Here is a 23044-nt window from a genome sequence, read left to right on the forward strand (position 1 = left end):
CGAAATCCTCCGAGGATTTCGGACGTTTTCCGTGCCGGAAAACGCCTCCCGGTTCAGCCGAAGAGGCCGAAGGTCAGGCGGCGCAGCAGGGTCGGGGGGCGGTCCTCGTTGGTCGGCATCCGCGCGGCCAGGGCGGCGGCGCCGACCGGGTCGATCACCGTTTTTCCTTCCTGGAACTGCAGCCGGTAGAGGTCGGCATAGATGCCGCCACGGGCCAACAGCTCGTCATGGCTGCCCTCGTCGACGACACGGCCACGGTCCATCACCACGATCTTGTGCGCGTTGCGGATGGTCGAGAGGCGGTGCGCGATCACCAGCGTGGTGCGCCCGCCCGCCAGCTTGTCGAGCGCGGCCTGCACCACCTGTTCGGATTGCGCATCCAGCGCCGAAGTCGCCTCGTCAAGCAGCAGCACGGGCGTGTTCCGGAGCAGGGCACGGGCGATCACCACCCGCTGGCGCTGCCCGCCCGAGAGCGCCGAGCCGCGCGGGCCCACCAGCGTGTCGAGCCCCTCGGCCAGCTTGGGCAGGAAGTCGGAGACATGGGCGGCGTCGAGCACCTCCTTGAGCTGCGCCTCGCTGACGTCGGTGCGGCCGAGCAGGATGTTCTCGCGCAGGGTCTCGTCGAAGAGCAGCGCCTCCTGGCTGACCACCGAATGCAGGTCGCGCAGATCTTCGAGCGCGAGGTCGCGCACGTTGACGCCGCCGATCTTCACGCTGCCCTGCTGCGGGTCGACCAGGCGGGTCAGCAGGTTGAACACGGTCGATTTGCCGGCGCCCGAGGCCCCGACCAGCGCGGTGGTCTTGCCGGCCTCGGCGGTCAGGTTCAGCCCGCGCAGCACCGGTGCGTCACCGTAGCTGAGCTGCACGTTCTCGAGCCGGATCTCGGGCAGGCCCTTGGGCTTGGCCGCGGGCTTGGCGGGCGGCTGGATCAGGATCGGAGCGTCCATCAGTTCCTTGAGCCGTTCCAGCGCCGCCGCCGCCGTCTGCCAGATGCCGCTGACCGCCGCGAGGCGGCGCATCGGGTCGAAGGCGAGGCCGATGGCGGTGAAGAAGCTCATGAACTGGCCGACGGTCTTCTCGCCCTCGATGATCTCGGCCCCGCCATAGAGCAGCACCCCCATGAAGCCGACGCCGGCCATCACATCGACCATGGCGGTTATCGAGGCCGTGCCGAAGGAGGCGCGGATCTCGGAGCGCACGAAGGTATCGGTATGCTCACGGAACTTCTCGGCCTGGTAGTCTTCCAGGCTGTTGAGCTTGATCGGCACGATGCCGTGAAAGACCTCGTCGAGCCGGGTGGCGAGCTTGGCGCCGAGGTCGCGGGCGAGCGAGGCCTTCTTGCGCACATAGCGCTGGGCAAAGCCGATCGGCAGCATCAGCAGTGGCAGGCCGACCAGCATTACCGCAGTCCAGCGCCAGTCGACGTTGACCGCCACGCCGATCAGGATGACCAGCGAGATGGCATCGCGCCCGGCGCCGGTGATGATGCTGCGCCAGACGTCGTTCACCGCGTTGACGTCGGTCTGCACGCGCTGGATCAGGAAGCCCGGCGGATGGGTCTGGTGAAAGGCGGTGTCCTGCCGGATCAGCCGGCGCAGCAGGTCGAGCCGCAGCGAGGCGGCGGTGAGCTGGGCGATACGGGTGAGCGTGACCTTCTGGATCATCCCCGAGAAGCCCCGGAGGCAGAAGATCACCAGGAAGGTGAGGCTGACCCAGACCAGCGCGTCGGTATTGCCTTCGACGAAGACCAGGTCGAACATCGGCTGCATCATGTAGCTGACCGCGCCGACCATGCTGCCTTCGATCAGCATGAAAAGGACGGCGATGGCCAGGAGGCCGAGGTGATGGCGCAGGTAGCCGCGCCAGAGCCAGCCCAGCAGTTCGCCGGAGGATTTCGGGGGCGTGCTCATCGGCGCTCGGATACGTTGTGATCTCGGGTCATGGGCGGCCTTTTTGCGGTCCGACCGGTGTAAAGGCCCGCGCGGCCGGGCGCAAGCGTGCCGAGATGTGCCATTGACGCCGCCGGGCGGGCCGCTAGGCTGGCGCCGCTTATTGAACGGACCCTCTCCATGACCAGACAGAAGACTCTCGCCGCGGGGCGTGAATACCTCGCCATTCCGGGGCCCTCGGTGATTCCGGACGCGGTGTTGCAAGCGATGCACCGCGCGGCCCCCAATATCTATGCCGGCGAGCTGGTGGACATGACCCACAGCGTGGTGGCCGACCTGCGCCGCGTGGCGCGCACCTCGCAGCATGTGGCGATCTACATCGCCAACGGGCATGGCGCCTGGGAAGCGGCGCTGTCGAACGTGATCGGGCCGGGCGACCGCGTGCTGGTGCCGGCCACCGGGCGGTTTGCCCATGGCTGGGCCGACCAGTGCCGCGGCCTGGGCGCCGAGACCGAGATCATCGAGTTCGGCCGAGCCTCGACCTTCGACCTCGACCGGATCGGCGCGGCGCTGAAGGCGGATACCGGCCACCGCTTCAAGGCGGTGCTGGCCACCCACGTGGATACCTCCAGTTCGGTGCGCAACGACATCGCGGGGCTGCGCAGGGTCATCGACGAATGCGGCCACCCGGCGCTGCTGATGGTCGACTGCATCGCCTCGCTGGGCTGCGACGTCTTCGAGATGGATGCCTGGGGCGTCGACGTGATGGTCTCGGCCTGTCAGAAAGGGCTGATGGTGCCGCCGGGCGTCTCCTTCGTCTGGTTCTCGGACAGGGCGGCCGAGGCGCGCGCCAGGATGGCGCGGGTCAGCCGCTACTGGGACTGGGCGCCGCGGGCGAACCCGGCGGAATATTACCAGCATTTCGGCGGCACCGCGCCCACGCATCACATCTTCGGCCTGCGTGCGGCGCTGGACATGATCCTGGGCGAGGGGATGGAGCAGGTCTGGGCCCGCCACGCCCATCTCGCCCGCGCGGTCTGGGCTGCCTGTGAGACCTGGGGGCAGGAGGGGCCCTTCGCCCTCAACATCGCCGACCCCTCGCTGCGCAGCCACGCGGTGACCGCGGCCCGGCTGGGCGCGCCGCACGGCACGGCCCTGCGCGAGTGGGTGGCCGGGCAGATCGGCCTGACGCTGGGCATCGGCCTCGGCATGGCGGAGAGCAACGATCCGGCCTGGCACGGCTTCTTCCGGCTGGGGCACATGGGCCATGTCAACGGGCAGATGATCATGGGGATGCTGGGCGGCATCGAGGCCGGGCTCTGCGCAATTGGCGTGCCGCATGGCAAGGGTGGCCTGGAAGCGGCGGCCAAGGTGCTGGCCGAGGGCTGAGCGCGCCCTTGCCCGCGCGCGCGGCGGCGACGCGGGTGCTTTGGAGTATTTGGAAAGAAGAGAAGCCAGGGGCGCGCGCTCCTGGCTTCTCTTCTTCAAAAATACTCCAGTCCGGCCTCTCCGTTTGCGCCGGTTCCGGGCGGGCGCGCCTCAGGCGCGGCGGCGGGCGGCGAGGCGCGAGATCAGGTGGTTGATGCCAGCGGCGAGAAGCAGCACCGGGATCAGCCCGGCGGCGGCCCAGAGGGCGAAGAACACCCAGGCGAAATTGACGCCGAGCATGACCAGCGCGGCAGTGGTGTAATTCGGCGCAACGCCCAGGGGCTGGTGCTGCATGGCGCATCTCCGAGGGATCCGCGCCAAGAGATAGCGCGCCCTCGGCGGAAGTCAGGGGGCGCCTGGCAGATCAGCCGCGTGCGCGCGCGAGGGCCTGGGGCAGCGCCTCGGCGAAGATCGCGAGGTCTTCCGGGCGGCCGCAGCTGACGCGGATGCAGCGGTTCTGCGGGGCGGCGAAGGGCATCCGCACAAAGACGCCCTGGGCGACGAGGTTGTCGAGCACCGCCTTGGCGAAGGCGCCGTCGGAGCCGCAGTCGATGGTGACGAAGTTGGTGGCCGAGGGCAGCGGGGTCAGGCCGTTCTCGCGGGCGATGCCGGCGATGGTGTCGCGGGCGCGGGCAATTTCTCCGCGCACGTGGTCGAGCCAGTCGGTATCGGCCAGAGCAGCCAGCGCGCCGATCTGCGCGCATCGGTTCATGCCGAAATGGTTGCGCACCTTGTTGAAGGCCGAGGCGAGCCCCGGCGCCGCGAGCGCATAGCCGACCCGCGCGCCGGCCATGCCATGGACCTTGGAGAAGGTGCGGAAGCGGATCACCCGCGGATCGTCGGGATCGATCGGCAGCGCGGTGCCCTCGGGGGCGCATTCGACATAGGCCTCGTCGAGCGCCAGCAGGCAGCCTTCGGGCAGCCTGTCGAGCGCGGCGGCGATATCGGCGCCCGAATGCCAGCTGCCCATCGGGTTGTCGGGGTTTGCCAGGTAGACGAGCTTTGCGCCGGTCTCGGCGGCCTTGGCGAAGAGCGCCGAGGGATCCTCGCGGTCGTCGCGGTAGGGTACCTTGTGCAGCACGCCGCCGAAGCCCGCGACATGGAAGTTGAAGGTCGGGTAGGCGCCCTCCGAGGTGACCACCGCGTCGCCCGGTTCGACCAGCAGGCGCACAAGGTATCCGAGCAGCCCGTCGATGCCTTCGCCCACCACCACGTGGGCCGGGGTCACGCCATGAGCCTCGGCGAGCGCCGCGCGCAGGTCGTGGTTCTCGGGGTCGCCATACATCCAGATGTCGCGCGCCGCCGCTTCGATTGCGGCGATGGCCTTCGGCGAGGGGCCGAAGAGGCTCTCGTTGGCGCCGAGGCGGGCGCGGAAGGCCGCGCCACGGGCGCGCTCCTGCGTCTCGGGCCCGACGAAGGGCACGGTGGAGGGGAGGGCGGCGGCAAGCGGGGTGTAGCGCGGATCTGTCATGACGGCAGATAATCCAACTGCCAGGAGGCAGGCAAGCTATCTGTCGGGGCGGGTCAGAACATAGGCCGCGCCGATGCCCATGAGCAGGGCCTGCGCGATCAGCACCCGCCCCGGCACGCCGAGCGCGGCGCAGGCGGCAAAGCTCATCACCATGACCGAGCAGGCCCAGAGCTTGACCCGGCGGGGGATGGCGCCGGTGGCCTCCCAATCGGCGATCATCGGGCCGAATTGGCGGTGCGACATGAGCCAGGCCCGCAGCCGCGGCGAGCCCTTGCCGAAGCAGAAGGCGGCGAGGATCACGAAGGGGGCGGTGGGCAACACCGGGAGCACGATGCCGATCACGCCGAGAACCAGCGACAGGATGCCCGCGAGCGTCCAGAGCGGGCGCGTCCTTCGGTTCGGGGCGGGCTGGTCTGTGGGCATGGGCGAAAACTCCAGAGGCCAGAGATAGGGCGGGATGGTGTGAAAGTAAATTCGCCCCCCGCGCGCCCTGCCGCGAGGTTGCACTGGCGCCGGCCCGTCGCTTTGGGCAAGCTGGCCGTGTTGCGGAAAGAGGAGGCCGGGCATGTCACGCGTATCGGTGGAATATGAAGATCACGTTGCCAGGGTCACGCTGACCCGGCCCGACAAGATGAATGCGCTCGACAGTGCGATGATCCAGTCGATCATCAGCGCCGGGCAGGAGGTGGCGGCCTCGGACGCGCGGGCCGTCGTCCTGGCGGGCGAGGGCAGGAGCTTCTGCGCCGGGCTGGACCTGTCGAGCTTTGCCGAGATGGGCAAGATGGATGCCGAGGGCTGGCTGATGCCGCGCAAGCACGGCGACACCAATGACGTGCAGGAAGTGGCCATGGTCTGGCGGCGGGTGCAGGTGCCGGTGATCGCGGCGCTGCAGGGCGCGGTCTATGGCGGCGGGCTGCAGCTGGCGCTGGGGGCCGATATCCGCATCGCCCATCCCGAGGCGCGGCTCTCGGTGATGGAGATGAAATGGGGGCTGGTGCCCGACATGGGCGGCATGGCGCTATTGCCGCGGCTGGTGCGGTCGGACGTGCTGCGCCAGCTGGTCTATACCGCCGCGCCGATCGGGGCCGAGCAGGCTGAACGCTGGGGGCTGGTGACCACGCTGGACGAGGAGCCGCTGAAGGCGGCGCTGGCGATGGCGGCGGAGATCGCTGGCAAGAGCCCCTCGGCGATCCGGGCGGCCAAGCGGCTGATCGAGGTGGCCGAGAGCTCGGACCGCTCGGAGGTTCTGTGGAACGAGTCGCATGAGAGCGTCGGGCTGATCGGCAAGGCGGACCAGATGGAAGTGATCGCGGCGCAGATGCAGGGCCGCAAGCCGGTGTTCAAGTGAGCGCCGCGCTGGAGGCGCGGGTCCGGGCCTTCTGCGAGGCCTATGCGCTGCAGCTGCCGATCCTGATGGCGCCGATGGCCGGGGCCTGCCCGCCGGCGCTATCGGCGGCGGTGGCGACGGCGGGCGGCATGGGCGCCTGCGGGGCGCTGCTGATGGGGCCGGAGGAGATTGCCGGTTGGGCGGCGCAGGTGCGCTCGGCCAGCAACGGGGCGTTCCAGATGAACCTCTGGATTCCCGACCCGGCCCCGGTGCGGGATGCGGCGCAGGAGGCGGCGCTGCGCGGCTTTCTCGGCGGCTGGGGGCCGGAGGTGCCGGCGGAGGCAGGCGACCCCAAGGGCCAGGATTTCGAGGCGCAATGCGCCGCGATGCTGGCGGCGGGGCCGGCGGTGATCTCGTCGATCATGGGGGTCTATCCGCCGGAGTTCGTGGCGCGGATGAAGGCGGCGGGCATCCGCTGGTTCGCTACGGTGACCACGGTGGCCGAGGCGCTGGAGGCCGAGGCGGCGGGTGCGGATGTGATCGTGGCCCAGGGCATGGAGGCGGGCGGGCATCGCGGCGCCTTCGAGGCGGGCGAGGCGGCGCGGCGACTGGTCGGGCTTTTCGCGCTGCTGCCGGCGGTGGCGGATGCGGTGAAGCTGCCGGTGGTGGCCACCGGCGGCATCGCCGACGCGCGTGGCGTGGCGGCGGCTTTGATGCTGGGGGCGAGCGCGGTGCAGATCGGCACCGGCCTCTTGCGCACGCCCGAGGCGGGGATCGCCCCGGCCTGGGCCGATGGCCTGGCCCGCGCGCGGCCCGAGGACACGCTGGCGACCCGGGCCTATTCCGGGCGGCTTGGCCGGGCGCTGCGCGCAGGTTTTGCCGAGGCGGCGGAGGCCGGGCCCGAGGCGGCACCCTATCCGGTGCAGCGCGGCCTGACCGGGCCGATGCGGGCGCAGGCGGCCAAGGACGGGCGGCTCGAGGCGATGCAGGCCTGGGCCGGGCAGGCGGCGGGGCTGGCGCGGGCCGAGCCGGCGGGCGAGGTGGTGACACGGCTCTGGGAAGAGGCGCGGGCGCTGCTGGGGCTGGTGTAGTCGTTGGGGGCGCTGCCCCCGCCGCGCCTTGGGGCGCGGCCCCCCCGGAGGTATTTTTGAAGAAGAGAAATCAGGGGTGGGGCACCCGGATATCCTTGCTGTGGCAAGGGGGATAGGCGTCCTAGCGGAAGAAGCTGCGGCGGGCGTCGCGGGCCATGGTGTAGCGCATGTCGAGATCGGCGATGCGGGCCATGGCGGCCTTCTTCTCGGCCGGGTCGGTCAGCGCGGCATAGGCTGCGCGGGCGGCGTCGAGCTGGGCCTTGAGGTCGAATTCCTGCGGCCGCACCCCGGCTTCGGCCATGACCCGCATGGCGGCGGAGAGGGCCGCGTCGCCTTCGCCGGAGCGGTCGGGAAGCGGTTGCCCCTCGCCGGCGAGGCCCGTGAGTTTGCCATCGGCCGAGGCCTTGAGCATCTGGCGTTCCACGAGGCGGTCGAAGGGGCCGGGCATGGCCCCGTCATAGCCGGTTCAGCCGAGCTCGGCGAGGCGGTCCAATGCCGCACGCAGCTGCGCGGCCTCGCTTTCGCGGGCGGCGAGGTTGTCGCGGGCTTCCTCGACCACCTCTTCGGGAGCGGAGGCGACGAAGTTGGGGTTCGTGAGGCGTCCGTTCAGGCCGCCGATCTCCTTGGCGAGCTTGCCCAGGGTCTTTTCGAGTCGCGCCTTTTCCTCGGCGATGTCGATCAGGCCGGCGAGCGGCAGGCCGAAGGTGCCGCCGGGCACCGCAATGGTGACGGTGCCCTTGGGGAAGGCGTCGACCTGGTCGAGGCTCTCGATCCGGGCGAGGCGCTGGATCAGCGTCTGGTTGCGCTCCCAGGCGCCCTGGCCGGCGGCGTCGAGGTCGCTGACCAGCATCGCCACCTGCAGGCCGGCGGGGACATGCATCTGGGCGCGGGCCGAGCGGACCTGTTCGATCAGGTTGATGACCCAGTTCATCTCCTGGTCGGCGGCGGCATCGACGAGTTCGGTGCCGTAGGACGGCCAGTCGGAGACGGTGAGCATCCGGTCGCGGCTGCCCGAGAGCGCCCAGAGTTCCTCGGTCACGAAGGGCATGATCGGGTGCAGCAGGACCAGGCATTGGTCGAGCACCCATTTCATCGTTTCGCGGGTCTCGGCCTGGTGCGGGCCCGGATCGAGCAGCAGCGGCTTGGAGAATTCCACGTACCAGTCGCAGACCTTGCCCCAGACGAAGCGGTAGAGCGCGTTGGCGGCGTCGTCGAAGCGGTAGGCGTCGAGTGCGGAATCGACTTCGGCGCGCACCTTGGCGGTCTCGCCGACGATCCACTTGTTGAGTGTCTGCGAGGGCCTGGGCAGCGTCGTTGAAGCGGCCTCGAATACGCCGTTCATCTCGGCGAAGCGGGCGAAGTTCCACAGCTTCGTGCCGAAGTTGCGGTAGCCCTTGATGCGCTCCATGTCGAGTTTCAGCACGCCGCCGAGCGAGGCCATCGCCGCGTTGGTGAAGCGCAGCGCGTCGGCGCCGTATTCGTCGATGATTTCCAGCGGGTCGACCACGTTGCCGAGCGACTTGGACATCTTCTTGCCCTTGGCGTCGCGCACGAGGCCATGCAGGTAGACGGTGTGGAACGGGATCTCGTTCACCACGGCGAGCTGCATCATCATCATCCGGGCGACCCAGAAGAACAGGATGTCCTGCCCGGTGACCAGCACCGAGGTCGGGAAGTAGCGCGCCAGTTCCGGGGTCTTGTCGGGCCAGCCCAGCGTGCCGATCGGCCAGAGGCCGGAGGAGAACCAGGTGTCGAGCACGTCCGGGTCGCGCCAGACCGGGTAGACCAGCTGGGTCGGGTCTTGGGTGACGTTGTATTCGGCGAGGCTGCGGGCGAGCGTCTCGATCGCGGCGTGCTTGTCGGCCACCTCGACGATGCGCGAGTGGTTGATCGGGGTCGGCGTGTCGTCAAGCTCGTGCAGGAAGGCCTTGGTGACCTCTTCCAGCGAGGAACCGCAATGGGCGACTTCGCCGGCGTGCAGCATTCCGCCCTCGTTCAGCAGGCGGCCGAGTTCTACCGCGTCGAGGTCGCCATCGCCCTCGTCGTCGCGGAAGCCGTGGGTTCCGAGGTCGAGGCCGTACCAGACCGGGATCTGGTGGCCCCACCAGAGCTGGCGCGAGATGCACCAGGGCTCGATGTTCTCGAGCCAGTGGTAATAGGTCTTCTCGCCGCTCTCGGGCAGGATCTTGACGGTGCCGTCCTTCACGGCGTCAAGCGCCGGGCCGACGATCTTGGCGGTGTCGACGAACCACTGGTCGGTGAGCATGGGTTCGATGACGACCTTGGAGCGGTCGCCGAAGGGCTGCATGATCGGCTTGTTCTCGACCAGCGGGATCATGCCGCCGTCCATGCAGACCTCGCCCTCTTCGTTCCGCGGGCCGGGGATCATGACGGCGAGGCCCTCGGCGGTGATCTGTTCGACCACCCGCTTGCGGGCTTCGAAGCGGTCGAGGCCGCGCAGGTCGTCGGGGACGAGGTTGATGGTGTCGGCCTCGGCCTCGGATATCTCGCGCTCGCCGCGGGCGACGGCCAGGGCGGTGGCGGCGGCCTCGGCGTAGGGGGCGCCGTCGGCGCGCATCCGCGCGCGGGTGTCCATCAGGCGGTAGCAGGGGATGTCGTTGCGCTTGGCGACGCCATAGTCGTTGAAGTCATGCGCGCCGGTGATCTTCACCGCACCCGAGCCGAAGGTCGGGTCGGGGTATTCGTCGGTGATGATCGGGATCAGGCGGCGGTGCGCCTTGGGGCCGACCGGGATTTCGCAGAGTTTTCCGACGATTGGGGCGTAGCGTTCATCCGAGGGATGCACCGCCACCGCGCCGTCGCCCAGCATGGTCTCGGGGCGGGTGGTGGCGATGGAGATATAGTCGCGCGTCTCGCGCAGGGTGACGGTGCCGTCGGCGTCCTTCTCGACGTATTCGTAGGTCTCGCCCCCCGCCAGCGGATACTTGAAGTGCCACATGTGGCCGGCGACTTCGAGGTTCTCGACCTCGAGGTCGGAGATGGCGGTTTCGAAATGCGGGTCCCAGTTGACCAGCCGCTTGCCGCGGTAGATCAGGCCCTTCTTGTACATGTCCACGAAGACCTTGATGACGGCATCGTGGAAATTGCCCTCTTCGCCCTCGGGCGCGCCGGGGGCGCCGGACATGGTGAAGGCCTCGCGGCTCCAGTCGCAGGAGGCGCCGAGGCGTTTGAGCTGGCCGATGATGGTGCCGCGAGACTTTACCTTCTGCTGCCAGACCCTTGCGAGGAAGGCTTCACGCCCCATCTCGGTGCGCGAGGGTTCCTGGTTGGCGGCCATCTCGCGTTCGGTCACCATCTGGGTGGCGATGCCGGCGTGGTCGGTGCCGGGCTGCCAGAGGGTGTCGAAGCCCTTCATCCGCTTCCAGCGGATCAGGATATCCTGCAGGGTGTTGTTGAAGGCGTGGCCCATGTGCAGGCTGCCGGTCACGTTCGGCGGCGGGATCATGATCGAGAAGGCGGAGGCGCCCGGTTTCGCGTTGGCGCCGGCCGTGAAGCAGCCGGCCTGTTCCCAGGCGGCGTAGAGGCGGGCCTCGGCGGCGCCTGCGTCGAATGTCTTTTCCATGGCCATGATCGTCACCCTGCGAAAGTCGTTCGGCTCCGTCTAGCGAATGCCGGGTGCGAGTTAAAGGCCAAGCTGGCGGGCGGTGAAGGCAATTCGGCGTGGAAATGGGCGGTTTGCTGACGCAGATTGGGGGAAAAGGCATTGGAGGGCAGGGTATGGCGCTGATTGCGGCCTATCGTCTGGACGGGCATGGCGGGGCGGAACAGGTCGAGATCGCGAGGCGGTCGGTGGCCGCGCTGCGCGCGCCGGGTGCGGGGTTCCTGTGGCTGCATTTCGCGCGGCCGACGCCCGCCGAGCAGGACTGGCTCACCACGGCGGGGCTGGAGGGGCCGGTGCTGGATGCGCTGGACGCCGCCGAGACGCGGCCCCGCTGCACGGTCTTCGAGGACGGCGTGCTGCTGAACCTGCGGGGGGTCAACCTGTCGGAGGGCGCCCAGCCCGAGGACATGGTGTCGCTGCGGCTCTGGGTGACGGGGCGGCTGGTGGTCAGCGTGCAGCGGCGGCAGGTGCGGGCGGTGGGCGACCTGATCGAGGCCTGCCAGCGCGGGGCCGGGCCGAGCGCCCCCGGCGACCTGGTGGCGCGGCTGGCGCTGCGGCTGGCGGATCGGGCCGAGCCGGTGGTGGCCGAGCTGAACGAGCGGATCGACGACCTGGAGGACCGTTTCGAGGCGGCCGATCACGTCAGGCTGCGCGGCGAGGTGGGCGAGATCCGGCGCGTCTCGATCATCCTGCGGCGCTTCATGTTCCCGCTGCGCGATGCGCTTTCGACGCTGGGGATCGAGGACATGGACTGGCTGACGCCGGCGGCGCGGTCGCGCATCCGCGAGGCGACCGAGCGGGTGACGCGGCTGGCCGAGGATCTCGACGCGATCCGCGACCGGGCCGAGGTGGTGCATGACCAGATCCTGGAGTTGCGCGCCGAGGTGGCGAACCGTCAGATGCTGATCCTCTCGGTGGTGGCGGCGATCTTCCTGCCGCTTGGGCTGCTGACGGGGCTGCTGGGGATCAACGTCGGCGGCGTGCCGGGGGCGGACAACCCCTGGGCCTTCTGGGAGGTCTGCGGGCTGCTTGTGGCGATCCTTGTGGTGCAGGTGATCCTGTTCCGGAAGATGGGGCTGCTCAGGTGGTGAGGTCTGCGGGAAATTCCGGGGGAGGCGCTGGACATCCCCGTCTTGGGCGATACTGTCCGAACGTCAGCTGAATAAGGTGCCTTCCATGGAGAAGTTCGGAAAAAGCCAACCGGTGCGGCGGGTCGAGGATGCCCGTTTCCTGACCGGGCGGGGCAGGTATGTCGATGATATCGCGCCGGAGGGTGCGTTCTTCGCCTATTTCCTGCGCAGTCCGGTCGCCCATGGCGAGATTTCCGGCCTGGACGTGGAAGCAGCGCGCGAGGCGGAGGGTGTGCGGCTGGTGCTGACGGCGGCGGACCTGGAGGCGGCGGGCATCGATATCTCGCTGCCGGGGGTGCAGATGCCGAACCGGGACGGCTCGAAGGGTGCTGCGCCGCAGCGTCCGGCGCTGGCCAAGGGCCGGGTGCGCCATGTCGGCGAGCCGGTGGTCTGCGTGGTGGCCGAGACGCTGGAGCAGGCCAAGGACGCGGCCGAGCTGATCGAGCTGGATATCGACGAGCTGCCCGCCAAGCTGGACTATGCGCCCGGTGGCGAGACGATCCACCCCGAGGCGCCGGACAACATGGCCTATGATTTCGGCGTCGGCGACGAGGCCGCGACCGAGGCGGCGTTCAAGGCGGCGGCGAAGACCGTCAGCCTGGAGATCGGCGACAACCGGATCATCGCCAATTCGATGGAGCCGCGCGGGGCCTATGCCGAGTGGGACGGCGGGCGGATGCACCTGTGTTTCGGCGGGCAGGGCGTCTGGGGGCTGAAGGGCGTGATGTCCGCTGCCTTCAAGCTCGACAAGGACGACGTGCGAGTGACGAACCCGGATGTGGGCGGCGGTTTCGGCATGAAGTCCTTCACCTATCCCGAGTATTTCTCGGTGGTGCAGGCCGCGCGGGCGCTGGGGCGACCGGTGCGCTGGATGGCGGACCGGACCGAGGCGATGCTGAGCGACAATGCCGGGCGCGACCTGGTCTCGCTGGCCGAGATGGCCTTTGACGGGAACAACCGCATCACCGCCTATCGGGTGCTGAACAAGGCCAACATGGGCGCCTACAACAGCCAGTTCGGGCAGGCGATCCAGTCGATGCTGTTCAGCCGGGTGCTGATGGGCACCTATGACGTGCAGACGGTCTGGCTGAACACCCAGGCCTTCTACACCAATACCACGCAGGTCGATGCCTACCGCGGCGCGGGGCGGCCCGAGGCGATCTATGTGCTGGAGCGGCTGATGGACCGTGCCGCGCGCGAGCTGGGGGTCGACCCGCTGGAGCTGCGGCGGATCAACTTCATCGCGCCGGACAAGTTCCCCTACAAATCGGCCACCGGCGAGACCTATGACGTGGGCGAGTTCGCCCGCGTGATGATGAAGGGCGCGGCCAAGGCCGACTGGGACGGGTTCGAGGCGCGGCGCAGGGCGGATGCGGCACAAGGGCTGCTGCGCGGGCGTGGGGTCAGTTACTATATCGAAAGCATTCTGGGCGATCCTAGCGAGGGCGCACGGGTGGAGTTCCACGAGGATGGCACGGTGAGCATCTTTGTCGGCACGCAGTCGAACGGGCAGGGCCACGAGACGGTCTATGCCCAGTTCCTGGCGGACCAGACCGGGATTCCGGCGCATCTCATCACCGTGGTGCAGGGCGACAGCGACCTGATCGCCCAGGGCGGCGGCACCGGCGGGTCGCGCTCGGTCACGACGCAGACCAATGCGACGCTGGCGACGGTGAGCAAGATGGTCGAGGCCTTCACGCCCTTCCTGGCGGAGAAGATGGGGGTGGAGCCTTCGGAGATCACCTTCGATGAGGATGGCTTCCGTGCGCCGGGGTCGAACCTTCGGCCAACCATGCTGGAGGCGGCCGAGATGGCCCGTGCCGATGGCCGCACCGAGCTGCTGAAGCACGAGGCGCGGGCGACGCTGCCGGGACGGTCCTACCCCAACGGGGTGCATATCACCGAGGTTGTGGTGGACCCCGAGACCGGGGTTTCGCGGGTCGACCGCTACACCGTGGTTGACGATTTCGGAAACCTCATCAACCCCTTGCTGGCCGAAGGTCAGGTGCATGGCGGGGTGGTGCAGGGCATCGGGCAGGCGCTGAGCGAGCATGTCGTCTTCGACGAGGACGGGCAGTTGCTGACCGCGACCTTCATGGATTACGCCGTGCCGCGCGCCGCTGATGTGCCGATGATCGACTTCACGCCCGAGCCGGTGCCTTCGACCGCCAACCCGATGGGCATGAAGGGCTGCGGCGAGGCCGGGACGGTGGGCGCGCTGGCGGCGGTTGCAAATGCGGTTCAGGATGCGCTCTGGGTGCAGGGCGTGCGGCAGGTCGACATGCCGCTGACGCCGCTGAAGGTGTGGGGTCTGTTGCAGGATGGTGCTGTCGCGGCTGAGTAAACGTCTGCTCGGCTGGTTCGGCCGGCCGCTGCGCAGCGCGCATTCTCCGGAACGGCGCCTGCGGGGGCCGCGCAGCCATGTCATCATTCTCGACGGCACCCTGTCGAGCCTGGAACACGGGTTCGAGACCAATGCCGGCGTGGCCTTCCGGCTCTGCTCGCAGATGGGGGCGGATGTCTCGGTCTACTACGAGAGCGGGGTGCAGTGGCTGGGCTGGCGCTCGGTTCTCGACGTGTCGATGGGGCGGGGCATCAACCGGCAGATCCGGCGCGCCTATGGCTATCTCGCCTCGCGCTACCGGCCGGGCGACAAGGTCTTCCTGCTGGGCTATTCGCGGGGCGCCTTCGCGGTGCGCTCGCTGGCCGGGGTGATCGACATGGTCGGGCTTCTCAAGGCCGAGCACGCGACCGAGCGCAATATCCGCACCGCCTATCGCCATTACGAACTGACGCCCGACAGCGCGGCGGCGCAGGCCTTCGCGCGGAAGTACTGCCACGAGGTACTGCCGATCGAAATGGTCGGGGTCTGGGACACGGTGAAGGCGCTGGGGCTGCGGCTGCCGCTCTTGTGGATGGCGACCGAAGAGCAGCACGGCTTTCACAACCACCAGCTGGGCCGTTCGGTGCGCAACGGCTTTCACGCGCTGGCGCTGGACGAGACGCGGGAGGTCTATGCGCCGGTGATGTGGGATTGCCCCGAGGTCTGGCCGGGGCGGGTGGAGCAGGTCTGGTTCCGCGGCTCGCATGGCGACGTGGGCGGGCAGCTCGACGGATACGAGGCGGCGCGGCCGCTGGCCAATATCCCGCTGGTCTGGATGCTGGAGCGGGCCGAGGAATGCGGGCTGCCGCTGCCCGACGGCTGGCGCGCGCGGTTCTACACCGACCCGGATGCGCCTTCGGTCGGCACCTGGCGGTCCTGGGGCAAGGTCTTCCTGCTGCGCCGGCCCCGGATCGTCGGGCGCGACCGCAGCGAGCGCATCCACGAGAGCGTGCGCCTGAGCGAGGGGCGCAAGGTGCTGGCGCGCTTCGATGCCTCCTCGACGCTGGGATAGGGGGGCGTTTTCCTGCAAGGAAAACGTCCGGAATTCTTGCAGAATTCCGGCGCCCTTCGGTTAGGGTGAGGACGACAACAGGGGAGGACGGAGATGGCGACACTCGAGGGGAAGCGGGCCTGGATCACCGGCGGCGGGTCGGGGATCGGGGCGGCGGCGGCGCGGGCGCTGGCGGATGCGGGGGCCGAGGTGATCGTCTCGGGACGGCGCGCGGAACCGCTGGAGGCGGTGGTCGCCGGTATTCGCGCATCCGGCGGGCGCGCCGATCTGCGGCAGCTGGACGTGGCCGACTCTGCCGCCGTGCAGGCGGCGGCCGAGGCGATCGGGCCGGTGGATATCCTCGTGGCCAATGCCGGGCTGAACGTGCCCGACCGGTCCTTTGCGAAGATCACCGCCGAGGGCTGGGACAAGGTGGTGGGCGTGAACCTCAACGGTGTCTTCTACCCGGTGCAGGCCGCCCTTCCGGGGATGCGGGCGCGCGGTGGCGGGTTGGTCGTGCTGATCGCGAGCTGGGCCGGGCGCTATGCGACGCGGCTGACCGGGCCGGCCTATAACGCCACCAAGCGCGCGGTGCTGGCGGTGGGCGAGTCGCTGAACGACGAGGAGGGGGCCAACGGGATCCGCTGCACCGTCATCATGCCGGGAGAGGTGGCGACCGATATCCTCAGGACCCGCCCGGTGCCGCCCTCGCAGGAGCAGATGGACCGGATGCTGCAGGCCGATGACCTGGGCCGCACCATCCGTTTCGTGGCCGAGATGCCACCCCGTGCCTGCCTGAACGAGATCCTGATCTCTCCGACCTGGAACCGCTTCTACCAGGGGTTCGAGGAAATGCGCTGAGCCGGGCGGCTCAGGCCATCTTCATGATGATGCAGGTGGTCGAGCCGGTGGCGTAGAGGCGGCCGTCCTCGATGCCGCGGATCTCGCCGTGGGCGACGCCGGAGGATCGTCCGGCGTGGTCCACCTCGCCTACGCATTCGATCATTGTGCCGAGCGGGATCGAGCGGACGATGTTGATCTTGTATTCCAGCGTCGTGTAGACCGAGCCCTTCGGCACGCGGGTCATCACCGCGCAGGCCATGGCGCTGTCGAGCAGGGTGCCGTACCAGCCGCCGTGAACGGTGCCGAGCGGGTTGGACATCTCGAAACGGGGCGCGCCGCGAAAGACGACGCGGCCCTCGGCGACCTCGTGCAGGTGATAGCCCATGGTGCGCGAGATCGGCGGGCCGGGGAGGCGGCCGTCGAGCACGCCCTGCATGAACTCGAGGCCCGACATCTTCAGGACTTCGGCCTGGCTCAGAAGCTCTTCCGGTGAATTCGCGTGTGTCATGTGGTTCTCCCTTTGGCGGGGAGGCTATTGGGCCGGGGCTCGGGAGTGAAGACGTGGAAGCGGATTGCGGAACGATGTTCCGCAACGTCAGTCGGCGCGCTCGGACCCTGCGGGGATGGCTCTCTCCGGGCGAGGACGTGCAGATCCGGGACGGCTCACTCCGTTGGCACTGCAAAGGTCATCGCGGCCCAGAGCGATTCCCAGACCGGCAGGTCCTCGGCGAAGTCTGCGCCTTCGTTCATCGGGCGCAGGACGACGCCGTCGAGCAGGTAGACATGGCCCGGTGTCACCGGGACCAGCGCCTCGCCCTGGGCGTCGGTGCGCAGGGTGCTGGTGGTGACGGTCTTGTCGGGGGCGCGGTCGAAGACCTCGACCTGGGCATCGGCGCGCGGCTGGCCCTGGTAGAGCAGGCGGACGGCCATGCCATTTGACAAATCTTCGGTATAGGGGTTGGTCAGGGCGACGAATTCGGTCTCCATCCCGGTTTCGGCATCGGCGCCTTCGGCGCTTCCGACGCCGACCAGCGCCTTGGCGAAGCGGCGGTAGGTTTCGGTGAACAGGCTCTCGGGCAGGCCGCGCTGGCGGTGGGTCTGCTGCGCCTCGGGGAAGGCCTTGTGGGTGGTGAAATCGGCGAAGGTTTCCCACTTGGTGTATTTCAGCGTCGAGGCGGTGGTCTCGTAGAGGATCACCAGCAGCCCGTCTTCGGGCGCGGCGGTATGCAGCGCGGGGATGTCGCCCATGCGGCCTTCGACCGGGGTGATGCCGTCGCGGGTGATCAGCTCGAAACGGGCGGTCTGCTTGCTGAAATAGGCCAGGGTGCCGCCCTTGAATTGCTGGCCGTTGCGCAGGTCGGCCACCAGCGGCGCGCCGCTTTCGACTTGAAAATTCTCGGGTTCGATCCAGTATTCGTGCGCGGCGACCTGGAGTGTGGACTGCAGGAGCACCAGGGCGGCGAGGAAGATGCGCATGTGGAACGGCCTTTTGAGATCCTTGCGTATCAAGCTGTTGCTGCTGGCGCTGCTGTCAAGCCTTTGGAGCGCGCGCGCCGAGGCGCATGAGGTGGTGCCGGTGATCGCCGACCTGGTGGTGCAGGATGGCGAGATGCGCCTCGATCTGCGGATGAACCTCGAGGTTTTCGTCGCCGGGATCGACCTGGGCAGCGTGCTGGACACCAGCACCGCCGAGGAGGCCGCGCGTTATGACGCGCTGCGGGCGATGGAGCCGGCGGCGCTGGAGGCCGAGGCGCGGGACTGGGCCGGCGGCTGGCTGCCGGGGGTGCGGGTGAGCGCCGATGGCGCGCCGCTGGCGACGCGGCTGGCGGAGGTGGTCATTCCCGAGGTGGGCGACCTGTCCTTTGCGCGCAATTCGCACCTGGTGATCGCGGCGGAGGTGCCGGAGGGCACGCGGGTGCTGGAGGTGGCCTGGCCCGAGGGCTCGGGGCAGTTGGTATTGCGCCAGCAGGGGGTGGAGAAACCCTATACCGGGCTGATCGAGGCGGGCGGCACCAGCGGGCCGATCGAGATCGGAGGCGGTGGCATGAAGGGCGCGCTCTCGGCCTTTGCGGGCTATGTGCCGGTGGGCTTCGACCATATCCTGCCCAAGGGGCTGGATCACATCCTCTTCGTGCTGGGGCTGTTCTTCCTGTCCACGCGGCTGCGGCCGCTGCTGTGGCAGGTCAGCGCCTTTACCCTGGCCCATACGATCACCCTGGCGCTGGGCGCGCTGGGCTGGGTCAGCGTGCCGGCGGGGATCGTCGAGCCGCTGATCGCGGCCTCGATCACCTATGTGGCGGTCGAGAACGTGCTGACCAATGCTCTGCACGCCTGGCGGCCGGCGGTGGTGTTCTGCTTCGGGCTGCTGCACGGGCTGGGCTTTGCCAGCGTGCTGGAGGAATTCGGCCTGCCCGAGGGCCAGTTCGTCCCGGCGCTGCTGGGGTTCAACGTCGGGGTCGAGCTGGGGCAGATCACGGTGATCGCGATGGCCTTCCTGGCGGTCGGCTACTGGTTCGGCGGCAAGCCATGGTATCGGCGGGCGATCGCGGTGCCGGCGTCGCTGGCGATCGCCGCCGTGGGGGCCTACTGGTTCGTGGAGCGGGCGTTCTTCTGAACGCCCGGCCCTCAGCCCATTGCGGCGTTGAGGGTCTTCAGGGCTGCTACGGCGTCCTCGGCCTCCCAGATCTCGGAGCCGATGCCGAAGAAATCGGTGACCGGCGCGAGGGTGCGGATCAGATCGAGCGTCAGCGCGCCTTCGGCGACGACCGGCACCTCGATCATCTCGGACCACCATTCGAACAGCTCGAAGGGCGCCTGGCTGCCGTCGCTGAGCGCGCTGGTGCCGACCGGGCCGAAGGCGACGTAGTCGGCACCGGCCTCGCCCGCGGTCATGCCGTCATGGCGCGAGGTGCCGCAGAAGCAGCCGACGATGGCGTCGGGGCCGAGCGTCTTCCTCGCGGCGCGCACCGAGCGGGCGGCATCGCGCAGGTGGACGCCGTCGAGGCCGAGGCGCTGGGCGAGCAGGACATGCTCGGAGATCACCAGCGCGACGTCGCGGGCGATGGTCACTTCGCGCAGCGCATCGGCGGCGCGCAGGATGGTGTCCTCGTCGCGGGTTGCGAGGTCGAGGCGCACGCAGGCGATCTCGGCGCTGTCGAGCACCGCGGCGAGACGGTCGGGGAAGCTCTCCAGTTCGAAGGCGGGGGGCGTGATGAGGTAAAGCTGCGGGCGATCCTGGGTGCTCATGTCTCTCGTCCTGGCGAGGCGTATCGCGCCGCTCTAGCGCGTTGTGCGCCGCCTTGCAAATGCCGCCGCCTTGCCCTGAGCCGTCTGGCCCTTTAGAGGAGGGCGGATTTTCCCGGAGATCCGCCGATGACTGACCCTGTGCTGCCCGTTTTCGTCCTTGTCCGCCCGCAGATGGGCGAGAATATCGGCGCGGCGGCGCGGGCGATGTGGAATTTCGGCCTCGACCGGATGCGCATTGTCGCACCGCGCGATGGCTGGCCCAACGAGAAGGCGGTGGCGATGGCCAGCGGCGCCGGGCGGCTGCTGGACGAGGCGCAACTGACCGAGACGATGGCCGAGGCGGTGGCCGACTGCACGCTGGTGCTGGCCACTACAGCGCGGCCGCGCGGGCTGACCAAGCCGGTGCTGAGCCCCGAGCAGGCGATGGCGCTGGCCGCCGAGCGGATCGCGGCGGGCGAGAAGGTGGCGGTGATCTTCGGCCCCGAGCGCGCCGGGCTGGAGAACGAGGAGATCGCGCGGGCGAACGCCATCATCTCGGTGCCGGTGAACCCGGTCTTCGCCTCGTTGAACCTGGCGCAATGCGTGCTGCTGGTGGCCTACGAGTGGATGCGCAAGACCGGCGAGGTGGTGCACGAGCTGCGCGAGCCGGGCGGGTCGGACTGGGCCAATGCGGGCGAGATCGAGAAGCTGGGCGACCATTACGAGCAGCGGATGGAGGAGGCCGGGTTCTTCTTCCCCGAGCACAAGGCCGACAGCATGAAGATGAACCTGCGCAACCTCTGGTCGCGTCTGCCGCTGACCCAGGCCGACGTGCGGATGCTGCACGGGGTGCTGCGACAGATGGTCCGCTGGAAGGAAAGGGGCTGAGCCGGCTGGACGCCAGCCGCCGCGGGCCATAGATAACCGTGCCAAGCAAATGACGGGGTACGTGCGATGAGCGGCAAGCGCAGCATCTTCGAAGAGGTCTCGGAACAGGGCGCGGCGCGACCCGTCGCGCAGCCGGGGCTGATCGACAAGGGCAGGGGCGGCGCGCGGCGCGGCATCCGAGCCTGGCTGGTGGTGCTGTTCGCGCTGGTGGTCGCCATGATCGTCGTGGGCGGGCTGACGCGTCTGTCGGATGCGGGCCTCTCGATCACCGAATGGCGCCCCGTGACGGGCGCGCTGCCGCCGATGAGCGAGGCGGAGTGGCAATCGGAATTCGAGAAATACCAGCAGATCGACCAGTTCCGCATCATGAACGGCTGGATGACGCTGGCCGATTTCAAGGAAATCTACTGGTGGGAATGGGGCCATCGCCAGCTGGGCCGGGTGATCGGGCTGGTCTGGGCGCTGGGCTTCTTCGGTTTCCTGGTGGCGCGGCAGATCCCGGCGGGCTGGACGCGGCGGCTGCTGTGGATCGGCGCGCTGGGCGGGGCGCAGGGCGCGATCGGCTGGTGGATGGTCGCCTCGGGCGTGACCTCGGGCGAGGGCATCACCTCGGTCAAGAGCTATCGGCTGATGGTGCACCTGGGCCTGGCCTTTGCGATCCTCGGCTTCATCGCCTGGTATGTCTTCCTGCTGGGCCGGTCCGAGCGGGCGCTGATGCAGGCGCGGCGCGCCAAGGAGGCGCGGATCTTCGGGGTGGCGACGGGCTGGATGCATTTCGCCTTCCTGCAGATCCTGATCGGCGCGCTGGTGGCCGGTATCGACGCTGGGCGCAGCTATAACGACTGGCCGACCATGGGCGGGCAGTGGTTCCCGCCGAATGCCTTCCCGGTGACGCCGCTCTGGCTGAACTTCCTCGAAAGCCCCGGCCTCGTGCAGTTCATCCACCGGATGGTGGCCTATGCGCTGTTCGCCTATGCGATCTTTGCCTGGACGCGGGGTCGTAAGAGCGTACACGCCGCAACGCGGTTCGCCTTCAATGCCGCCTTCGCGGCGATGGCGGTGCAGGTGGCGCTGGGCATTCTCACCGTGCTGCAGGGCGCGACGCTGCATGTGGCGATCACCCACCAGCTGATGGCGGTCGTGGTCTTCGTGCTGATCCTGCGGGCGCGGTACCTGGCGGCCTATCCGAAGGCCGTTTCGATCAGAGGAGAGGCGAAATGAGCGCGTTTGACGAGTTGATGGCCTTCCAGCGCGACACCTGCGCGCTGGCGCAGGTCTCGGGGCGGCTGCACTGGGACATGGAGACCACCATGCCGAAGGGCGCGGCCGCGCAGCGCGGCGCCGAGGTGGCAGCGATCGAGGGCGTGCTGCATGCGCGCCGCACGGCGCCCGAGATCGGCGAGTGGCTGGATAAGGCCGAGGCCCCGGACGCGGCCGGTGCGGCGCAGCTGCGCGAAATCCGGCGCGACTGGGACCGCAACCGCAAGGTACCGGCGGCGCTGGCGCGGGCCATCGCGCAGATCACTTCCGAGGCGCATGGCGTCTGGGCGGCTGCGCGGGCGGACGAGAATGTCGCCGCCTTCCTGCCGATGCTGGAGAAGATCGTTGCGCTGAAGCGCGAGGAGGGCCAGGCGCTGGCGGCGGGCGGCGATGTCTATGACGCGATGGTCGCCGATTACGAGCCGGGCATGACCGGCGGCGAGATCGCCACCCTGTTCGACGCCATGCGCCCGCGCCAGGTGGCGCTGCGAGCAGCCGTGCTGGAGAAGCCGGCGCCAAAGGGTGTGAGCGGCGAGTTCGATGACAGGTTGCAGATGCAGCTCGCGGGCAAGCTGGCCGAGACCTTCGGCTATGACCTGCACCGGGGCCGGGTCGACAAGGCGGTGCATCCCTTCTCCTCCGGGTCGGGGTCTGATGTGCGGATCACCACGCGGACCAACCCGCTGGATCCGTTCAACTGCATCTACTCGACCATCCACGAGACCGGCCACGCCGCCTATGAACAAGGGATCGACGCCGCCTATGCGCTGACGCCGCTGGGGCAGGGCGTGTCGATGGGCGTGCATGAGAGCCAGAGCCGGATCTATGAGAACCAGCTCGGCCGCAGCCGCGCCTTCACCGGCTGGCTGTTCGGCGAGATGAAAGGTCTATTCGGCGATTTCGGGATTGCCGATGCCGAGGCCTTCTATGGCGCCGTGAACCGGGTACATCGCGGCTATATCCGCACCGAGGCGGACGAGGTGCAATACAACCTCCACATCATGCTGCGCTTCGACCTCGAACGCGCGCTGATGTCGGGCGATCTGCAGGTCGGCGACCTGGAAGCTGCCTGGAACGACCGGTTCAAGGCGGACTTCGGCTATGCGGTCGACGTGCCCTCGAACGGCTGCCTGCAGGATGTGCACTGGTCGGCCGGGCTGTTCGGTTATTTCCCGACCTACAGCCTGGGCAATGTCTATGCCGGATGCCTCTATGCCGCGCTGCGCAAGGCGGTGCCGGGGCTGGATGCGCAACTGGCGGAAGGCGACACCAGCGGGGCCACGGGCTGGCTGCGCGAGAACTTGCAGCGCCATGGCGGGCTCTACGCCCCGCGCGAGGTGATCGAGCGGGCCAGCGGCGCGGCGGTGAGTGAAACCGCGCTGCTGGATTACCTGGAGGCCAAGTTCGGGGCGCTTTACGGGCTCTGACGGCAGCGGACGGTCGTGCGCAGAGAATTCGCGCGTATTCCCGAGACATCCGCCCCGTGGTTCCGGGGC

Annotated in this window: 20 protein-coding genes; 11 read left to right on the forward strand and 9 right to left on the reverse strand. The window is 68.9% G+C overall.

Translation table 11 applies throughout. From position 1 onward, the window contains the following. Positions 1-53: 53 nt before the first annotated feature. Positions 54-1910 (reverse strand): ABC transporter ATP-binding protein, encoded by a 1857-nt coding sequence (locus IE266_RS21780; protein WP_189682245.1) that lies wholly within the window; start codon positions 1908-1910, stop codon positions 54-56. Between the two features lie 159 nt (positions 1911-2069). On the opposite strand from IE266_RS21780, the gene IE266_RS21785 reads away from it, so the two are divergent. After that, positions 2070-3278, forward strand: coding sequence for a pyridoxal-phosphate-dependent aminotransferase family protein (locus IE266_RS21785; protein ID WP_189682246.1), 1209 nt, complete (start codon positions 2070-2072; stop codon positions 3276-3278). Positions 3279-3428: 150 nt separating this feature from the next. On the opposite strand, the gene IE266_RS21790 is transcribed toward IE266_RS21785, so the two are convergent. The 3 genes from IE266_RS21790 to IE266_RS21800 all read right to left on the reverse strand — a co-directional run bounded on the left by IE266_RS21790 (position 3429) and on the right by IE266_RS21800 (position 5211). Beyond that, positions 3429-3611: a hypothetical protein gene (locus IE266_RS21790; RefSeq protein WP_189682247.1), complete on the reverse strand. Its 183-nt coding sequence runs from the start codon at positions 3609-3611 to the stop codon at positions 3429-3431. Positions 3612-3681: 70 nt separating this feature from the next. Continuing rightward, complete coding sequence (locus tag IE266_RS21795) at positions 3682-4788, reverse strand: pyridoxal phosphate-dependent aminotransferase (protein ID WP_189682248.1); 1107 nt, start codon at positions 4786-4788, stop codon at positions 3682-3684. Positions 4789-4824: 36 nt separating this feature from the next. Beyond that, positions 4825-5211, reverse strand: a complete 387-nt coding sequence (locus tag IE266_RS21800; RefSeq protein ID WP_189682249.1) for a YbaN family protein — start codon at positions 5209-5211, stop codon at positions 4825-4827. 142 nt (positions 5212-5353) lie between these two features. On the opposite strand from IE266_RS21800, the gene IE266_RS21805 reads away from it, so the two are divergent. Both IE266_RS21805 and IE266_RS21810 read left to right on the forward strand, forming a co-directional pair. Further along, positions 5354-6136 carry a crotonase/enoyl-CoA hydratase family protein gene (locus IE266_RS21805; protein ID WP_189682250.1) on the forward strand — a complete coding sequence of 261 codons (783 nt, stop codon included), beginning with the start codon at positions 5354-5356 and terminating at the stop codon, positions 6134-6136. Continuing rightward, the gene (locus IE266_RS21810) at positions 6133-7206 is read left to right on the forward strand and encodes an NAD(P)H-dependent flavin oxidoreductase (RefSeq protein ID WP_229864382.1); all 1074 of its coding nucleotides are present in this window, start codon (positions 6133-6135) and stop codon (positions 7204-7206) included. Before IE266_RS21805 ends, IE266_RS21810 begins: the two co-directional genes overlap by 4 nt. A gap of 121 nt (positions 7207-7327) precedes the next feature. Here IE266_RS21810 and IE266_RS21815 read toward each other — a convergent pair whose 3' ends face one another. Continuing rightward, on the reverse strand, positions 7328-7654 hold the full coding sequence (locus IE266_RS21815) for a DnaJ family domain-containing protein (RefSeq protein WP_189682251.1): 327 nt from the start codon (positions 7652-7654) through the stop codon (positions 7328-7330). Between the two features lie 18 nt (positions 7655-7672). After that, the gene (locus IE266_RS21820) at positions 7673-10795 is read right to left on the reverse strand and encodes a valine--tRNA ligase (RefSeq protein ID WP_189682252.1); all 3123 of its coding nucleotides are present in this window, start codon (positions 10793-10795) and stop codon (positions 7673-7675) included. Between the two features lie 149 nt (positions 10796-10944). Here IE266_RS21820 and IE266_RS21825 point away from each other — a divergent pair, with 149 nt between their 5' ends. The 4 genes from IE266_RS21825 (at position 10945) to IE266_RS21840 (ending at position 16193) form a co-directional block, all read left to right on the forward strand. Continuing rightward, complete coding sequence (locus tag IE266_RS21825) at positions 10945-11919, forward strand: zinc transporter ZntB (RefSeq protein WP_189682253.1); 975 nt, start codon at positions 10945-10947, stop codon at positions 11917-11919. 85 nt (positions 11920-12004) lie between these two features. Beyond that, a complete protein-coding gene (locus IE266_RS21830) occupies positions 12005-14302 on the forward strand; it encodes a xanthine dehydrogenase family protein molybdopterin-binding subunit (protein ID WP_189682254.1) in 2298 nt (765 codons plus the stop codon). Next, positions 14280-15353 carry a T6SS phospholipase effector Tle1-like catalytic domain-containing protein gene (locus IE266_RS21835; protein ID WP_189682255.1) on the forward strand — a complete coding sequence of 358 codons (1074 nt, stop codon included), beginning with the start codon at positions 14280-14282 and terminating at the stop codon, positions 15351-15353. Before IE266_RS21830 ends, IE266_RS21835 begins: the two co-directional genes overlap by 23 nt. 93 nt (positions 15354-15446) lie before the next feature. After that, on the forward strand, positions 15447-16193 hold the full coding sequence (locus IE266_RS21840; protein WP_189682256.1) for an SDR family oxidoreductase: 747 nt from the start codon (positions 15447-15449) through the stop codon (positions 16191-16193). Positions 16194-16203: 10 nt separating this feature from the next. On the opposite strand, the gene IE266_RS21845 is transcribed toward IE266_RS21840, so the two are convergent. Next, on the reverse strand, positions 16204-16683 hold the full coding sequence (locus IE266_RS21845; RefSeq protein ID WP_189682257.1) for a PaaI family thioesterase: 480 nt from the start codon (positions 16681-16683) through the stop codon (positions 16204-16206). Between the two features lie 155 nt (positions 16684-16838). Continuing rightward, entirely contained in the window at positions 16839-17651 is an 813-nt protein-coding gene (locus tag IE266_RS21850; RefSeq protein WP_189682258.1) for a DUF4198 domain-containing protein, read from the reverse strand. Here IE266_RS21850 and IE266_RS21855 point away from each other — a divergent pair. Further along, positions 17650-18789, forward strand: a complete 1140-nt coding sequence (locus IE266_RS21855) for a HupE/UreJ family protein (RefSeq protein WP_189682259.1) — start codon at positions 17650-17652, stop codon at positions 18787-18789. The genes IE266_RS21850 and IE266_RS21855 overlap by 2 nt on opposite strands. 11 nt (positions 18790-18800) lie before the next feature. Here the strand turns inward: IE266_RS21855 and IE266_RS21860 are convergent, their stop codons facing one another. Beyond that, on the reverse strand, positions 18801-19421 hold the full coding sequence (locus IE266_RS21860; protein ID WP_189682260.1) for a thiamine phosphate synthase: 621 nt from the start codon (positions 19419-19421) through the stop codon (positions 18801-18803). Between the two features lie 126 nt (positions 19422-19547). On the opposite strand from IE266_RS21860, the gene IE266_RS21865 reads away from it, so the two are divergent. The 3 genes from IE266_RS21865 to IE266_RS21875 all read left to right on the forward strand — a co-directional run bounded on the left by IE266_RS21865 (position 19548) and on the right by IE266_RS21875 (position 22975). After that, the gene (locus IE266_RS21865) at positions 19548-20288 is read left to right on the forward strand and encodes an RNA methyltransferase (protein WP_189682261.1); all 741 of its coding nucleotides are present in this window, start codon (positions 19548-19550) and stop codon (positions 20286-20288) included. Positions 20289-20354: 66 nt separating this feature from the next. Next, on the forward strand, positions 20355-21509 hold the full coding sequence (gene ctaA / locus IE266_RS21870) for a heme A synthase (RefSeq protein WP_189682262.1): 1155 nt from the start codon (positions 20355-20357) through the stop codon (positions 21507-21509). Further along, complete coding sequence (locus IE266_RS21875) at positions 21506-22975, forward strand: carboxypeptidase M32 (protein WP_189682263.1); 1470 nt, start codon at positions 21506-21508, stop codon at positions 22973-22975. The genes ctaA and IE266_RS21875 overlap by 4 nt, the downstream gene beginning before the upstream one ends. Positions 22976-23044: the final 69 nt, after the last annotated feature.

Source organism: Seohaeicola zhoushanensis, assembly GCF_014656415.1.
GTDB lineage: Bacteria > Pseudomonadota > Alphaproteobacteria > Rhodobacterales > Rhodobacteraceae > Seohaeicola_A > Seohaeicola_A zhoushanensis.